Annotated in this window: 15 protein-coding genes; 9 read left to right on the forward strand and 6 right to left on the reverse strand. The window is 68.2% G+C overall.

What is annotated here, in order from left to right:
- Positions 1-2 precede the first annotated feature (2 nt).
- On the reverse strand, positions 3-1,478 hold the full coding sequence (locus tag LEL84_RS14145; protein ID WP_226511966.1) for an MDR family MFS transporter: 1,476 nt from the start codon (positions 1,476-1,478) through the stop codon (positions 3-5).
- A 122-nt stretch (positions 1,479-1,600) separates the two neighbouring features.
- On the opposite strand from LEL84_RS14145, the gene LEL84_RS14150 reads away from it, so the two are divergent.
- A complete protein-coding gene (locus LEL84_RS14150; protein WP_137809185.1) occupies positions 1,601-2,224 on the forward strand; it encodes a TetR family transcriptional regulator in 624 nt (207 codons plus the stop codon).
- On the opposite strand, the gene LEL84_RS14155 is transcribed toward LEL84_RS14150, so the two are convergent.
- A complete protein-coding gene (locus tag LEL84_RS14155; RefSeq protein ID WP_137809184.1) occupies positions 2,225-2,455 on the reverse strand; it encodes a hypothetical protein in 231 nt (76 codons plus the stop codon).
- 83 nt (positions 2,456-2,538) lie between these two features.
- On the opposite strand from LEL84_RS14155, the gene LEL84_RS14160 reads away from it, so the two are divergent.
- Positions 2,539-2,676: a hypothetical protein gene (locus LEL84_RS14160; protein WP_159371731.1), complete on the forward strand. Its 138-nt coding sequence runs from the start codon at positions 2,539-2,541 to the stop codon at positions 2,674-2,676.
- 72 nt (positions 2,677-2,748) lie between these two features.
- Here the strand turns inward: LEL84_RS14160 and LEL84_RS14165 are convergent, their stop codons facing one another.
- Positions 2,749-3,201 (reverse strand): VOC family protein, encoded by a 453-nt coding sequence (locus LEL84_RS14165; protein WP_137809183.1) that lies wholly within the window; start codon positions 3,199-3,201, stop codon positions 2,749-2,751.
- 105 nt (positions 3,202-3,306) lie between these two features.
- Here LEL84_RS14165 and LEL84_RS14170 point away from each other — a divergent pair, with 105 nt between their 5' ends.
- Positions 3,307-4,347: a helix-turn-helix transcriptional regulator gene (locus tag LEL84_RS14170; RefSeq protein WP_226511967.1), complete on the forward strand. Its 1,041-nt coding sequence runs from the start codon at positions 3,307-3,309 to the stop codon at positions 4,345-4,347.
- Between the two features lie 76 nt (positions 4,348-4,423).
- On the opposite strand, the gene ggh is transcribed toward LEL84_RS14170, so the two are convergent.
- Positions 4,424-5,764, reverse strand: coding sequence for a glucosylglycerate hydrolase (gene ggh, locus LEL84_RS14175; RefSeq protein WP_058252975.1), 1,341 nt, complete (start codon positions 5,762-5,764; stop codon positions 4,424-4,426).
- An 85-nt stretch (positions 5,765-5,849) separates the two neighbouring features.
- On the opposite strand from ggh, the gene LEL84_RS14180 reads away from it, so the two are divergent.
- Complete coding sequence (locus LEL84_RS14180; protein ID WP_226511968.1) at positions 5,850-6,530, forward strand: SDR family oxidoreductase; 681 nt, start codon at positions 5,850-5,852, stop codon at positions 6,528-6,530.
- Between the two features lie 205 nt (positions 6,531-6,735).
- Here the strand turns inward: LEL84_RS14180 and LEL84_RS14185 are convergent, their stop codons facing one another.
- On the reverse strand, positions 6,736-7,125 hold the full coding sequence (locus tag LEL84_RS14185) for a nuclear transport factor 2 family protein (RefSeq protein WP_064572124.1): 390 nt from the start codon (positions 7,123-7,125) through the stop codon (positions 6,736-6,738).
- A gap of 388 nt (positions 7,126-7,513) precedes the next feature.
- On the opposite strand from LEL84_RS14185, the gene LEL84_RS14190 reads away from it, so the two are divergent.
- From LEL84_RS14190 to LEL84_RS14210, 5 genes are read left to right on the forward strand one after another with little or no spacing between them, the layout of a single operon-like run.
- On the forward strand, positions 7,514-8,401 hold the full coding sequence (locus LEL84_RS14190; protein ID WP_226511969.1) for a glycerophosphoryl diester phosphodiesterase membrane domain-containing protein: 888 nt from the start codon (positions 7,514-7,516) through the stop codon (positions 8,399-8,401).
- A complete protein-coding gene (locus LEL84_RS14195; RefSeq protein ID WP_226511970.1) occupies positions 8,398-9,078 on the forward strand; it encodes a DUF4129 domain-containing protein in 681 nt (226 codons plus the stop codon). Before LEL84_RS14190 ends, LEL84_RS14195 begins: the two co-directional genes overlap by 4 nt.
- Positions 9,075-10,367 carry a DUF4350 domain-containing protein gene (locus tag LEL84_RS14200; protein ID WP_226511971.1) on the forward strand — a complete coding sequence of 431 codons (1,293 nt, stop codon included), beginning with the start codon at positions 9,075-9,077 and terminating at the stop codon, positions 10,365-10,367. The genes LEL84_RS14195 and LEL84_RS14200 overlap by 4 nt, the downstream gene beginning before the upstream one ends.
- Entirely contained in the window at positions 10,364-11,446 is a 1,083-nt protein-coding gene (locus tag LEL84_RS14205) for an AAA family ATPase (RefSeq protein WP_205333779.1), read from the forward strand. The genes LEL84_RS14200 and LEL84_RS14205 overlap by 4 nt, the downstream gene beginning before the upstream one ends.
- A complete protein-coding gene (locus tag LEL84_RS14210; RefSeq protein WP_226511972.1) occupies positions 11,446-12,738 on the forward strand; it encodes a DUF58 domain-containing protein in 1,293 nt (430 codons plus the stop codon). The genes LEL84_RS14205 and LEL84_RS14210 overlap by 1 nt, the downstream gene beginning before the upstream one ends.
- An 811-nt stretch (positions 12,739-13,549) precedes the next feature.
- Here LEL84_RS14210 and LEL84_RS14215 read toward each other — a convergent pair.
- The gene (locus LEL84_RS14215) at positions 13,550-14,008 is read right to left on the reverse strand and encodes an Hsp20/alpha crystallin family protein (RefSeq protein ID WP_137809175.1); all 459 of its coding nucleotides are present in this window, start codon (positions 14,006-14,008) and stop codon (positions 13,550-13,552) included.
- Between the last annotated feature and the right edge of the window lie 208 nt (positions 14,009-14,216).

The following is a 14,216-nucleotide window of genomic DNA, read 5'->3' on the forward strand; positions in this document are numbered from 1 at the left end:
GGCTAGGCCGACTCGGCGGCCCGGGCCGCCGGCGCACCCGTTCGGCCACGGACGAGCGCGGCCGCTGCGATGAGCACAAGCGACAGGCAGGCCGCGACGACGAAGGCCAGATGAATGCCGTCGGCCCCCGCCTGCAGCGGGTTCACCCCGTCGTCGATGGCCGACTGTGTACCCCGGGACATAAGTGTGATGAACAGCGCGGTGCCGGCCGCTCCCGCGACCTGCTGGATGGTGCTGACGGTCGCGCTGCCGTGCGAGTACAGCTCGGGACTCAGCGATCCCAGCGCCGAGGTCATGAGCGGCGTCAGACCGAAAGCGATACCAGCACTGAGGATCACGTGAGCCGCGATCACCATGCCCAACGACGACCCGGCGTCGAGCGTGGTGAGCAGCCACGTGCCGGCACTGACGGCCAAGGTGCCCGGTAGCACCAGTGGTCGTGCACCCACCTTGTCGAACAAGGCACCGACGAACGGCGCCAACAGACCCATCACCAGGCCACCGGGCAGGAGCACGAGGCCGGTGGTCAGGACGTCCTTGCCCATCACGTTCTGCAGGAAGAGGGGAAGCAGGATGAGTGCGCCGAAGAGCGTCAGCATGAACCCGGCCATCAGCACGACGGCCAAGCGGAACGGTGCGATCGCGAAGGTCCGCAGGTCGAGCAGCGCCAATCCCCGATCGGCGAGTTTGAGCTGCCGCACGACGAACAACGCGAGCGCGACGGCGCCGATGACGAGTGGCACCCACGGTGGGATCGGGGCATGCCCACCCGCCGACTCCCCGATACTGCTGAGACCGTAGACGACACCGCCGAAGCCGAGAGCCGACAACGGGACCGAGATGAGGTCGAGCTGCGCGGGCCGCCGTTCGGTGACGTTGCGGACGAACACCCCGCCGAGGATCAGCGCACCGATCGCGATGGGCAGCACGATCCAGAACATGGCTCGCCAGCTGAGGGACTGCAGGATCAGGCCGGACACCGTCGGACCGACCGCCGGCGCAACGGCGATGACGATGGAGACCAGTCCCATCGTGCGGCCCCGATTCTGCTCCGGGACGACGTTCAGGATCGTCGTCATCAGCAGCGGGACCATGAGCGCGGTGCCGGACGCCTGCACCACGCGGGCGACGATCAGGAGTTCGAAGCCCGGCGCGAGGGCGGCGGCGAGGGTGCCGATCGTGAACAACGTCATCGCCGCGATGTAGATCGATCGCAGGGTGAATCGCTGCATCAGGTAGCCGGTGATCGGGATGACGATCGCCATCGTCAGCAGGAACCCGCTGGTGAGCCATTGCGCGGTGGCGGCGGTGATCTCGAGGTCGGCCATCAGGGTGGGCAACGCGACGCTCAGGATCGTCTCGTTCAGGATCACCACGAAGGCCGCGACCAGCAGGACGCCGATGAGCAGCACGGCGCTGCGATCCGTGTCGGTGTCGGTTCTGGTGTCGGTGCCCGGGAGGGCGGCGTTCTCGGTCACTGTCGTTCTCTCATCGCTGTGGTGGTCCGGGTCGATCACACGGCGACGCTACCGGAAAGTGGCAGAGCCTGCCAGACTGGCACCGACTGACACCCGCGCCGGTCGACCGCTAGTCTCGACCCATGCCGGAATCCTCCGAGACCGGCGGGCTGCGGGCCCGCCGTCGAGATGCGACGCGCCTGGAGATCCACGAGGCCGCAGTGGAACTGTTCGAGCGCAACGGATTCGACGAGACGACGGTCGACGAGATCGCGGCCGCCGCCGGGGTCTCACCGCGTACGTTCTTCCGGTACTTCCCGACCAAGGAAGAGTGCGTGCTCTTCGACCGCTTCGGTTTCGACCAGGCACTCGACGACCATCTGGCCGGCACCGACCCCGATGCCCTGTCGCTCGCCGACATCGAGGGCGTCTACCGGCAGCTCCTGGAGGGGTTCGGTGATCGCAGCGACGACGTGTCCGCCCATTTCATGCGCGTGCAGAAACTCGTACTCGCGACACCCACCCTGAGCCGAGCCGCCCTCGGCCGCTACGCCGACAAGTCACGCCGACGGCCCGAGGCCCTGGGCGACCGCAGCTCGGCGCGAACTCGCGGTCAGCTACGGATGATCCTGGAGATCGCCAATCTCGAGGTGCAGTGCGCCTTCGAGGAATGGGTAGAGATCAACGAGCGTCCCGGGTCGTCGGGGACGCCCCGGCCACTCGTGGACGTCTACGACGACGTGTGCCGTCGGATGCGGGAGCTGTGATCAGAGGTCACTCATGTCGAGGACGAAGCGGTGCCGCACCTCCCCTCGGCGAAGGCGGTCCAGCGCGACGTCGACCTGGCTCGAAGGAAACACCTCGACGTCCGCGGCGAAGTCGTCGGGCGACGTGGCCACCGCCACCGTGTGCGCTCCGAGCGCCCGGCCATCGGGGACCTTGGCGGCGGTCGAGGTGCACGCCGTGACCTCGGCGCAGAGCGCCACCGCGAACTTCACGGCGAGGGGTCCCAGACCGCCGACTCCGGCGACGCCGACACGGACGCTCGGGCCCGCGTTCCACCTCCTCAGCGGTGCGGTCGATGATCATCTCGCTGGCGGCCACATGGGTCCCGGCGTCGATCGTCGTCGTCGCCGACCAGGACGAGAACCCCGAGATTCATCGGCGACGCAAAGCAAGCGCTCGCCGCGAGCGCTTCGCGAGCTTCTTCTCGGTGTGACCGCCCACGATGGGTCGCCCCGGCCCGGGGTACGGACTTCGAGCGTCCGCACCGCACGGACCGGGGCACGCGTCAGGACGCGACGTCGAGGACCCAGGTGACCCCGAATCTGTCGGTCAGCATGCCGAAACCGGGACTCCACTGCGACGCGGCGAGCGGTTCGACGGTCGACGCCCCGACGGACAGCCCGTCCCAGAACTGCTGCACTTCGTCGAGGGTCTCCCCTCGGACGGAGACGAAGAAGGACGCGTCGGTGACCGTCATCCCGTTCTCGCGTCTCGTCGTGCCGGCAACGTCTGCCGAAACACCCGCCGGACCCGGAACGTCATACGCCATCACTCGGAACCCGTTGTCTGATACGACCGATCCGAAGACCACGTCGTCAGCACCGGGCGCCTCGGCGGGCATCCCGAAGTCGCCGTAGGTCCGGATGACCATCTGGCCGCCGAAGACCGACCGGTAGAACTCCAGGGCCGGGCGTGCATCGCCACGGAAGTTGAGGTGCGTGGTGGTGGTGATCATCATTCTCCTGGATGTGTGTCGCGTTGCCGACCGATTCTCGGTCGCACAGACGACGATCGCCCGTGAGTAGGTCACCTTGTGTCCGCCACTGCGAACTACATTTGTCTGGTGCGCACACCGACCGCCCGGCACCTACGGCTGCTGTCTCTGCTGCAGACGCGGCGGGACTGGCCCGGCGCGCTGCCGGCCGACCGTCTGGAGGTCAGCCACCGCACCATCCGACGGGACGTGGACCGTCTGCGCGACATGGGCTACAACATCCAGGCGACGATGGGACCCGAGGGCGGTTATAGACTCGAGGCCGGCGCGGAGTTGCCGCCGCTGCTCTTCGACGACGACCAGGTGGTCGCCCTCGCGCTCGCCCTGCAGACCGCGAGCGCCACCGGTGTGGATGTCGGTGAGCCGGCCGCACGTGCGCTGGCGACCGTCCGGCAACTCATGCCCTCCCGTCTCCGCCATCGTCTCGATGCGCTCCCCGTCACCGCCGGTGGCCCCGAGACCGATCTGGCTGGGCCGGATGTGCTGAGCGCGATATCGCGGGCCGTCCACCACCGCCACGTCCTCCGGTTCGACTACGCACGCCGTGTCGGCTCACCCGAGTCAGCTGATTCTCGTTCCACTGCATCGGTTCCCGACGTCTCACCACCGCGCCGGGTGGAACCGCACCACCTCCTGACCGCTCGGGGACGCTGGTACCTGGTGGCGTGGGATCTCGAGCGAGACGACTGGCGCATCTTCCGTGCCGATCGAATGAGCCCGCGAGTACCCACCGGTCCGCAGTTCACTCGGCGCGATCTACCGACGGGAGACCCCGCATCGTTCGTCGCCGCCCGGTTCAAGGGCTCGACCGATTCCGACACGTGGCCGTGCCGCGGCAAGGTGATACTCGACCTGCCTGCCCGCGATGTCGCCCCGTTCGCCGGCGACGGCACCGTCGAAGAACTCGACTTCGATTGTTGCAGTGTGGAACTCGGCTCCTGGTCATGGATCGGGATGGCCGCGTCGCTCAACCGGTTCGACTGTTCCGTCGAAGTCGTATACCCGGCCGAACTCGCCGCGGCCTTCGGCGTCCTCGCGGCCCGCAACGCGGCCACGGCAGAGAGCTCAGGCGGCCCGGGCCTTCCCTCGGGCCCGGTTCCGTCCTGCTGATGGGATGCCATCAGCGGGACGGAAACGGCACCAGGACGACACTATTCGCTGCAACATGTGGCGAATCCGCACCAGCTCAGTCGAGCCAGTCCAGCACCGACGCCGCGGTCCAGCTCTGCTGCATGCTGCCGAGCGGCTCCCCGGTGAACGGCTCGTAGTACTCGGCGAACGTCCCGTCGGTGGCCTGGCGGAGTCCTTCCTCGCGCAGGCGCGCCGACCGCTCGGTCCAGCCACGGCGGGCGAACGCCCAGCTGAAGAGCCAGGTCATCACCGGCCAGACGGGCCCGCGCCAGTACTCGCGCGGGCGGAAGTCGGCCGAGATCGGTGACGTCGACGGCGGGACCGCATACCGCAGATCCGGGTGGCCGCAGTACCGCGGACCGTCGAAGAGTCGCAGCAGCGCGCGTTCGCGGTCCCGGGAGAGGCCGCCGCATAGCAGCGGCGCGAACACCGCGATCGTCTCGGTGTTGATCCACGAGTTGGCGCGCAGGTCGAAATCCCTTGCGGCACCGTTCCGGTCGTTGGCGGCGGACACGACCCCGGCCCGGAACCGGTCAGCCCACGCGCGGAGATCCCGCACGTCCGACCGCGGCTTGGAGTAGTCCTCGCCGATCGTCGCCAGCACGTCGCAGGCGACGGCGAAGATCGCGCTGACGAACACATCCTCGACGGCGAAGCTCATCACCTTCGGGAGCAGCGCGTCGTCGTAGTTGGCGCGCTTCATCTGTTCGACCAGCCAGATGTAGCGGTCGTACTCGAGGTCGGTGGGCCGCATCGAGAAGTCGTCGACGTGATCGAGGTCGGCGCGTTGGTACGGGGGGAGGTCCACCCCGGGGATCACGTTGGCGTACGCGGAATCCCAGCGTGGCGAGTTGTCCATCCCCGACTCCCAGCCGTGGAAGATGGTGATCCGCCCGCGCCCGTTGGGGTCTCGCGCGTGTGCCAGCCACCGGTGCCACCGCACCAGCGAACTCCAGCGCCGGTCGATGAACTCGTTGGCGACGGCGCGGGTGGTGCGACCGTGGCGTCGGGAGTGATCGAGGATGCGCTGCACCGCGATCGCATGCACCGGCGGCTGGGTGATACCGGACGTGTCGGGGAAGTCGGGCGCGCACTCGGCGAGGCGGGCGCACTCCCAGCGAGCCGGCCCCGGGAAGTAGCCGTCGCGGCCGTTCGCGAAGACGATGTGCGGAATCATCCCGTTGCGCCACTGCGCCGACAGCAGGGTGTCCATCTCGATGACGGCCCGCTCCACCGACAACGGTGCGAGACCGACCGTGACGAACGCCGCATCCCAGCTCCACATGTGCGGATACAACTTGGGCGCAGCGCTTGTCATCGTGCCCAGGTCGTTGCCTCGAAGCAGGTACGCGGCACGTGCCGACAGCTGCGTTGGGGTGAATCCGTACCTGGCCACGTCGACGATTGTGCCCCGCGACGTCGGCGTCTGCTCATCGAGCCCGACGGGGCTGCCGCCCACGGATTCGCAGTAGGGTCGAGAGGTGCCCACCGCGTTGATCACCGGGGCGAGCCGCGGCCTCGGAGCCGAGATCGCCCGCCAGCTCGCGCCGACCCACGACCTCCTGCTCGGCGGACGACCCTCCCCCGAACTCGATCGGCTGGCGACCGAACTCGACGGCGCGAGCACCTTCGCCGTCGATCTCACCGACTACGACGAGGTCGAAGCCGCGGTCGAGGCGATCACCGAGCTCGACGTCCTCGTCCACAACGCCGGAGTAGCCAGCAGCCTCGAGCCTGTCGCGGAGACGCCGGTCGAGGAATGGCGTCACATCCTCGAGGTGAATCTCATCGCGGCCGCCGAGCTGACGCGGCTGCTGCTCCCCGCCCTGCGGGCGGCTGCGGGCCAAGTCGTGTTCATCAACTCGGGCGCGGGACGTCGGGTCAACCCCGGATGGACCCCCTATGCAGCAAGCAAGTTCGCGGCGCGAGCGCTCGCCGACGGGTTGCGTCTCGAGGAACCGACCCTCCGGGTGACGTCCGTCTTCCCCGGCCGCATCGACACCGACATGCAGCGCGACATCGTCGCCATCGAAGGAGACGAGTACGACGGGTCGCGGTTCCTGCGTCCCGCGACCGTCGCCCGAGCAGTCGTGCACGCCATCTCCACCCCGGCCGACGCCCACCCCGAAGAAATCGTGCTGAGGCCGACCGGGCGGGGCTGACCCTTCCTGAGCGTCCGTATTCTCTGCTCCCTGAGGTGCGAGCGAAGCGAGCCACGAAGGGCCCGCAAGACGTCTGGGGGATCGCTAGAAACCGCCGTCCACCAGGCCCTTCGTGGCTCGTCGCTTGCGCTCCTCGCACCTCAGGGAGCAAGGCTGACGCGCCCTCCGCAAGCTCCGGGCTCTGTCAGGAGCGGAGGGATCGCGGTCAGAGCTGTTTGAGATCCGACTGCTGCCAGACCGCGCGCATCGTCGACACCTTGCCCTCGGCGTCGAAGACCATGATGTCGACGGGGGTGATCTCGAAGGCGAGTCCGGCGGTCTTGGTGACCAGGGTGAACTCGAAGACCGCGGTGTCGCCGGCGATCTTCTTCCACTTGAGCGTCGCGGTGCGCTCGTCCATACCGGTGATCACCGAGTAGAACTCCACCAGCTGCTCGCGGGTGTCGCGGATGTCCGCGCCGATGGGGTCCTCGACGGTCGCGTCGGCGGCGTAGAGGTCGGCGATCTGCTCTGCGGTACCCGAGTTGAGCAGCTCGATATAGGCGTCGACGGCCGCGTCGATCTTCTCCGCGAGCCCGGCTTGTTCCACGGTCATGAATCCTCCAGAAAAGTAGAACGTGTTCTAATTCGGCACGGTAGCACGGCGTCCGTCAACCGGTGGATGATTTCGGTGCCCGGTCGGAGTTGTTTGATACGTTCGCCGCACAGTTTCCCCGCGTGCGGAAAGGCCGGTGCACCTCTCGATGACCGAGCCGCCGCGCGTACCTCCACCACCGTCCGGCGAGCCCCAATGGCAGCCGCCCGTCGTCTCCGACGAGTGGAGCCCGGTGCCGGATGCCGGACCGCCGCAGGGTCCACTCACACCGCGCCCTCCGACTGTGCCCGGACCGCAGCCCCAATGGGGCTCCGCGCAATGGGGCCCGGCGTTGTCGCCGCCGCACGAGCCGGGAGCGACCCCTCCGGGCAACGGGTGGCCGGGGTGGATGCCGCAACGACGACCGACGTCCGTCAACTCCTTGCTGCAACAGATCTTCTCCACCACGTTCGCGGCACCGCGTGTCTTCCTGGGCCTCGTCGGCGTGAGCTGGGGCGCGGCGGCGGCACCAGTCGCGCTCATCACCTGGTGGCTGGTGAGCGCCGAACCGACCCTCGACGACCCGGACGACTTGGCATCGAGCCTGGCACCGGTCACCGCGTTCGTCCTCATCGTCTTTGCGCAGTGGACCGTCATGACGGGCGCACTCAGCGGTCTCGCCGCCCGCCCCCTGGCCCGCCTGCGCGCCGGGTCCGTACCGACGCTCGACGACACCCTGCGCGCGGGACGCCGGTCCCTCGCCCGACTGTCGGGGTGGACCGCCCTCCTGGGACTCGCCGTCGCGGCGGCGTTCACCCCGGGCATCGCACTCCTCGGTCTGGGAGTCAGCTCCGACGGGATCGTGCTGATCGCCGGGAGTCTCCTCCTCTTCCTCGTCGCGCTCATCCCGGTGACGTGGCTGCTGGTACGCACGGTGTTCACGGCACCGGCGATCGTGATCGACGGCCTCTCCGTGCGAGACGCGATCGCCCGCTCGGGGTCGTTGTCGGCGGAGCGGTTCTGGCGGACCTTCGGCATCCTGGCGGTCATGGTCGTGCTGGCGTGGGTCGCGATGCCGACGATGATGTACCCCTTCGATCTCCTCGGATCGATCGCCGGCATGTGGTTCGACAACTGGGACGCCCGTGGCACCGAGACCGTCGTCGCGGTGATCGGCACCGTCGTGGCGTCGATGGTCGTGCAACCGGTACTGACCGTCGTCCCGGCCGTCCTCTATGACGATGCACGCGCCGAGGCGGACCCGACGCCGTTCTTCTCCGGACAGGGCGACCGGTGATCGGAGTTCTCGCTGCGCCACTGAACCCCGGCAACGACGAAGCACGCCGGTGGGCCGAGGAGGAGCTGTCCGACTCCGAGTATCAACCACCCGAACCGTCGTGGTTCGACCGCTTCGGTGAGCGGCTCTGGGAGTGGATCGCCGACAACGTCTTCGGCTGGTTCGGCGGCTCCGACACCCTTCGGGGCATCGTGATCGTCGTGGCGATCGCCCTCGTCCTCGGGCTCGTCGTCGCGGTCGTCCGGCATCTCCGACGCAACCCACGACTTCCCCGCACCACCGCTGGCCCGCCAACGGGGTCGGTACTGACAGGTCCGGCTCGGTCCGCGGCCGACTTCCGGTCCGACGCCGACGCCGCCTTCGCCGCAGGCCGGTACGACCAGTGCGTGCTCGCCGCCGTCCGCGCCATGGCACGTCGGGGTATCGAGCGCGGTCTGCTGGCCGATGAACCGTCTCTGACCGCCCACGAAGTCGCTGTCGACCTCGGACCCCGATTTCCCACCTACGACTCCGGATTGCACACAGCGACAGACCTGTTCGACGCCATCGCCTACGGCGACCGACACGCATCAGCCGAATCCGCGCGCGCGGTCCTCGACATCGAGCGCGGGGTCTCGTCCGCACGACCAGTCGACGAGGACGCGGTCCGGTCGAAGCGACTGGCGGTGCCCCGGTGACCGGCACCATGCAGGCGACGCCATCCGGGCCCGTCGCGTCGACGCCGATGCGACCGGCGCCCGCGAAGAACAAGACGCCGGCGTGGATCTGGGTGACCATCGTGCTGGTGGTGGTCGTCGTGGTCGCCGGCGTCGGACTCCTCGGTGTCACGGCACTCACCGGGGTGCAGGGCACGCCCGGTCCCGGCGTCAGCTACGACCCCGACAACGCCCAACCCACCGGATCGCGCGCTCTCGCTCAGATCCTCGACGACCGCGGGGCCGACCTCAGGCAGGTGCGCGGCCTCGCGGAGTTCACCGATGCCCCACGTCCCGGCCGCGGGACCACGGTGGTGGTGAGCTCGACCTCATCGCTCAATCCCGGTACGACACAACAGTTCCGAGAGCGCGTGCAGGACGCCGACCGCGTGATCCTGATCGCGCCAGACACCACCGTGCTCACCGCGCTCGACCTGCCCGTCACGTCCGGCTACGGCGCCGGCCCGGCAGCGGTCCCCGCGGGTTGCCGCACGCCCGGCATCGACGAGACCGACGTCGTCGACTTCAGTCCGTTCGGATACTCACCGACCTCGCCCGCGGCCACGGCCTGCTTCACGTCCGACGGGACATCGAATCTGGTCGTGATCCCCCGCACCACCGACCGTCCCGAATTCGTCGTCATCAGTGGCACAATGCTCACCAACGAGCAACTGGCACAGCAGGACAACGCAGGCGTCGCCGTGCGGGTCTTCGCGAGGTCCGACGAGATCCTCTGGTACGTGCCCTTCTTCACCGATCAAGTCGCGACCGAGGACGAGGAGTCCGACATCCCGGCCGCGGTCGGGCCGCTGATCGTGTTGACCGTCTTCGCGGTTCTGGCCCTGATGTTGTGGCGGGGCAGGCGATTCGGCCCGCTGGTCACCGAGCCGCTCCCGGCGGTCGTCAAGGCGGTCGAGACCACCCGGGCGCGGGGCCGGATGTATCACCGCGCTGGAGCCGACGCGCGTGCCGCGGCTGCGCTGCGCATCCACACACTGGGTTCGCTGGCGTCGTATCTGGGACTTCCGTTCGACGCCGCCCGTGCCACCGACGCACTGTCGCGACCCGACTGGGACACCGTCGTCGCGTCGACCGAGAACTCGGACCCGATGGTGTCGGCGATCGTCCTCGCCGTGGTGGGGGCGACGCACCGTGATCTCGGCGAGGTCCGGTCGCTGCTGTCCGGTCCGCTTCCCACCACCGACGCCCAGCTCGTGCACTTCACCGCCGAACTGACCAACCTCGAGAAGGAAGTCCGACACACGCCATGACCGTCGACCCGTCCCGCAACCCAGGCCCCGGTCCGTTCGCCCCGGACGCATCCGTACACGCAGACCCGTTCGCCAAGGCACCTGCCGGGCCACCACCTGAGCACGCCCACCACCGACCCGGCGGAGCGCCGAACCGCGCCCGCGATGCACTCGGGGCCGTCCGCGGCGAGGTCGGGAAGGCCGTCGTCGGCCAGGACCCGGCGGTGGCGGGCATCCTGATCGCGCTGCTCTGCCGCGGGCACATCCTGCTCGAAGGCGTTCCCGGCGTCGCCAAGACGCTGCTCGTCCGGTCGGTGGCCGCCGCACTCGACGTCGAGACGAAACGTGTGCAGTTCACGCCGGATCTGATGCCCGGCGACGTCACCGGATCGCTCGTGTTCGATTCCGCCAGCTCGGAGTTCACGTTCCGCGAAGGGCCGGTGTTCACCAATCTCCTGCTGGCCGACGAGATCAACCGCACGCCGCCGAAGACCCAGGCGTCGTTGCTCGAGGCGATGGAGGAACGACAGGTCACCGTCGACGGCGATCCCCGCCCGCTGCCGAGTCCGTTCCTCGTCGCGGCGACGCAGAACCCGGTCGAGTACGAGGGCACCTACCCGCTGCCCGAAGCGCAGCTCGACCGTTTCCTGCTGAAGGTCACCCTGCCGCTCCCCCCTCGCGACGACGAGATCACCGTGCTGACGCGGCACGCCTCCGGATTCGATCCGCGGAATCTGTCCGCCGCCGGCCTCCGTCCGGTCGCCTCGGCCGCCGACATCGAGGCCGGCGCCGAACAGGTCCGCCGGGTGACGATCGCCCCGCAGGTCACCGCCTACATCGTCGACATCGCCCGGGCCACCCGGTTCTCGCCGTCCCTGGCCCTCGGCGTCAGTCCGCGCGGCGCCACCGCACTGCTCGGCACGAGCCGCGCATGGGCGTGGTTGAACGGCCGCGACTTCGTGACCCCCGACGACGTGCAGGCGCTCGCCCAGTCGACGCTCGCGCACCGCCTGTCGTTGCGCCCGGAGGCCGAACTCGAAGGCGTGTCGGTGGGTTCGGTGCTCGACGCGGCGATCAACTCGGTGCCTGTCCCCCGCTGATGTTCCTCACCGGCCGCTTTCTGATCCTGGTGCTGCTCGGCACGGTGCCCATCCTGATCTGGCCGAATTACGCAGTCCCCGTGCTGTGGGCGCTGTTCTGTGTGCTGCTCGTGTGCCTGGACATTGCGTTGGCGGGGTCCACAAAGTCGATCACCATGTCGCGGTCGGCACCCGGCCCGATCCGGCTCGGCCAGAGCACGACGTGCGCGATCGCGGTCACCAACCACGGTTCCGGTACGTTCCGCGGCGTGCTGCGCGACAGCTGGCAGCCGTCAGCGGGTGCGTCGGACAACACCCACCGCGTCAGCATCCCCCGTGCGGAGACCCGCTCGGTCACAACGACTCTCACCCCCACCCGGCGCGGTGACCGACTCGCGGTCCGAGTCGCCGTCCGCCGGGTGGGTCCCCTCGGCCTCGCCGGGCGCCAACGGTCGGTGCCGCTCCCGGGCCGAGTCCGCGCACTCCCGCCCTTCGATTCGCGGCGGTTGCTGCCGTCACGATTGGCCCATCTGCGTCAGCTCGACGGCAGGTCGGCGGTGCGCGTTCGTGGTCAGGGCACCGAATTCGACTCTCTGCGTGACTATGTCGAAGGTGACGATGTCCGCAGCATCGACTGGCGGGCCACCGCCCGGCGTCGTTCGACCGTGGTGCGGACCTGGCAGCCGGAGAAGGATCGGCACATCGTCATCGTTCTGGACACTTCTCGGACGTCGGCCGGGCGCGTGGGCGACACCCCTCGACTCGACGCCGCCATGGACGCCGCGCTACTCCTGGCCGCGCTCGCGTCGCACGCCGGCGACCGGGTCGATCTCATCGCCGGCGACCGGCGGGTCCACCGACGGGTGGTCGGCGTCGGTCGCACGATGCTGCTGAACGGCCTCGTCACCGCGATGGCTGATCTCGAACCCGCCCTCCTGGAGGCAGATTGGCCACTTCTCGGTGCCGAGGTCGCCAAGATCGGGCGACAGCGCGCGCTGCTGGTCCTGCTCACGCCCCTCGAGCCCGCGGCCGTCGAGGAGTCGCTGCTACCCCCGCTGTCGGTGCTTGCGCAACGCTACAAAGTCATCATCGGCTCGGTCGCCGACCCCGCCCTCGACGACATGCTCACCAAGCGCGCCGACGCCGCGCAAATCTACGATGCGGCGGCCGCGGCACGCACGCTCACCCTGCGGGACCGAACCGCCACCGCGGTGAGCCGGCTCGGCGTCGACGTCGTGGATGCAGCCCCCGATAAGCTCCCGGCGAGGCTCGCTGATCACTATCTGTTGCTCAAGTCGCGAGGGTTGCTCTGACCTGGGCGATTCACACTCTTCGAGGGTGTCTACCTGGCGACCACTTTCATAGACACCGGGAGTCGAGAGGGAGGGATCGACACGCGTAGCTACCACCTGCGCAGTCACTCAGGATGTGGAAGCCGTGTCCTCCCAACTTGTTTCCACTCGTCCTCGTCTTTCGCCGATGCTCTACCTTCTGTCGACTGAAGTGCTGCATATCGCTGCCCAAATATGTCGGGCTTGCCAAGAGCCACCCGAGGAATGAACCTGGGCTGCCCACCTCACTCCGGGTCATGCCACGCCACGTTCGAGGCGTGACACCGATCACGGCAGTACCAGCGATCCGCACAGATCCATCAGTCGAACTGAATATGGACAAGGATGGCACTCGGCCGACGGGGAGGACGGCGGGTGTCATCCTTGTCCATTTCTCTGCCTGCGATCGCCCAGAGCCCGGCACCGCCAACCCTTTCGACTCCCGGACGCAGGCGTCTTTCAGAAGCTCTCAGATCGAGGTGGGCGGGCCACGCTGCCGCCCACCTCGCCGCACCACTCGGTGTCGCGGCCGCAGGTGCGCGATGCGAGCGGCGGTTCGGCTTGAACCAGGTACCCGGCGCCGAACGGTGGCGACCCCGCACGTGAGGGTAGGTAGCACCTGTTGCGGATCGCCGACCTGCGCGAAGACAGCATCGATTTCAGCGGCCAGCCAGGTGTCTTCGGCGTCGATCACGTCGACACATCCGGCTGGCGACGCAGCCGTGACGCAGCCCATCATCATCTCAGACCTCCCGGTACTGGGGTGACAGTGACGAACCACCTCCCCGGTCAGTCAGCCCGAGGCCGCCTCGGAGCCGGCGGTGATCTCCTGACGTCCGTCGCCGGAATGCTCGATGGCCACCTTGCGAGGCTTGGCTTTCTCGGCCACCGGGATCGTCACCGTGAGCACACCGTTGTCATAGGCAGCAGAGATCTTCGCCGGATCGACACCCTCACCCAGAGTGATCTGCCGACGATAGGTGCCGGCGAAACGCTCGTTGGCCAACCACTGCACACCCTCATCCGAGAGGGCGCTGCGATGCGCCGACAAGGTCAACACCCCGTTGTCGACGTTGAGATCGATCGAACCAGGATCAGCACCAGGCAGGTCGGCAATCAACGAATAGTGGTCGTCGACCTTGTACACATCGATCGGCATGAATCGCGGTGTACGTCGGCCAGCGCCGGACTCGCCGGTGAGAAGTCCTCGAGCCCAGTCATCAACCATGGAGAACGGATCGATACCCAGCATCGCAAACACCTCCTTGATCCACGGGTGCCGCCACGCTGACGGCACCACATCAACCATCACTGCGCGCCATCAGATTAGCACTCAACGCCAGTGAGTGCCAAGCATCTTTTTGATGATCAACGCACTCAGTCCTCCACCGGCACAACAGCACTCGACCCAAGAGCAGAGCAGTAGCCCGCTTTCGGCATCGGGTGGCGATTCACCCAGA

The sequence above is a fragment of the Gordonia sp. WA4-43 genome (assembly GCF_020520305.1).
Classification (GTDB): domain Bacteria; phylum Actinomycetota; class Actinomycetes; order Mycobacteriales; family Mycobacteriaceae; genus Gordonia; species Gordonia hongkongensis.

Coding starts and splice junctions, on each gene's coding strand:
- LEL84_RS14165 (WP_137809183.1), bottom strand. CDS start 3,201: ATGATGATCACCACCACCACGCACCTCAACTTCCGTGGCGATGCACGC.
- LEL84_RS14190 (WP_226511969.1), top strand. CDS start 7,514: ATGCCGCAACGACGACCGACGTCCGTCAACTCCTTGCTGCAACAGATC.
- LEL84_RS14185 (WP_064572124.1), bottom strand. CDS start 7,125: ATGACCGTGGAACAAGCCGGGCTCGCGGAGAAGATCGACGCGGCCGTC.
- LEL84_RS14215 (WP_137809175.1), bottom strand. CDS start 14,008: ATGCTGGGTATCGATCCGTTCTCCATGGTTGATGACTGGGCTCGAGGA.
- LEL84_RS14210 (WP_226511972.1), top strand. CDS start 11,446: ATGTTCCTCACCGGCCGCTTTCTGATCCTGGTGCTGCTCGGCACGGTG.
- LEL84_RS14205 (WP_205333779.1), top strand. CDS start 10,364: ATGACCGTCGACCCGTCCCGCAACCCAGGCCCCGGTCCGTTCGCCCCG.
- LEL84_RS14150 (WP_137809185.1), top strand. CDS start 1,601: ATGCCGGAATCCTCCGAGACCGGCGGGCTGCGGGCCCGCCGTCGAGAT.
- LEL84_RS14160 (WP_159371731.1), top strand. CDS start 2,539: ATGATCATCTCGCTGGCGGCCACATGGGTCCCGGCGTCGATCGTCGTC.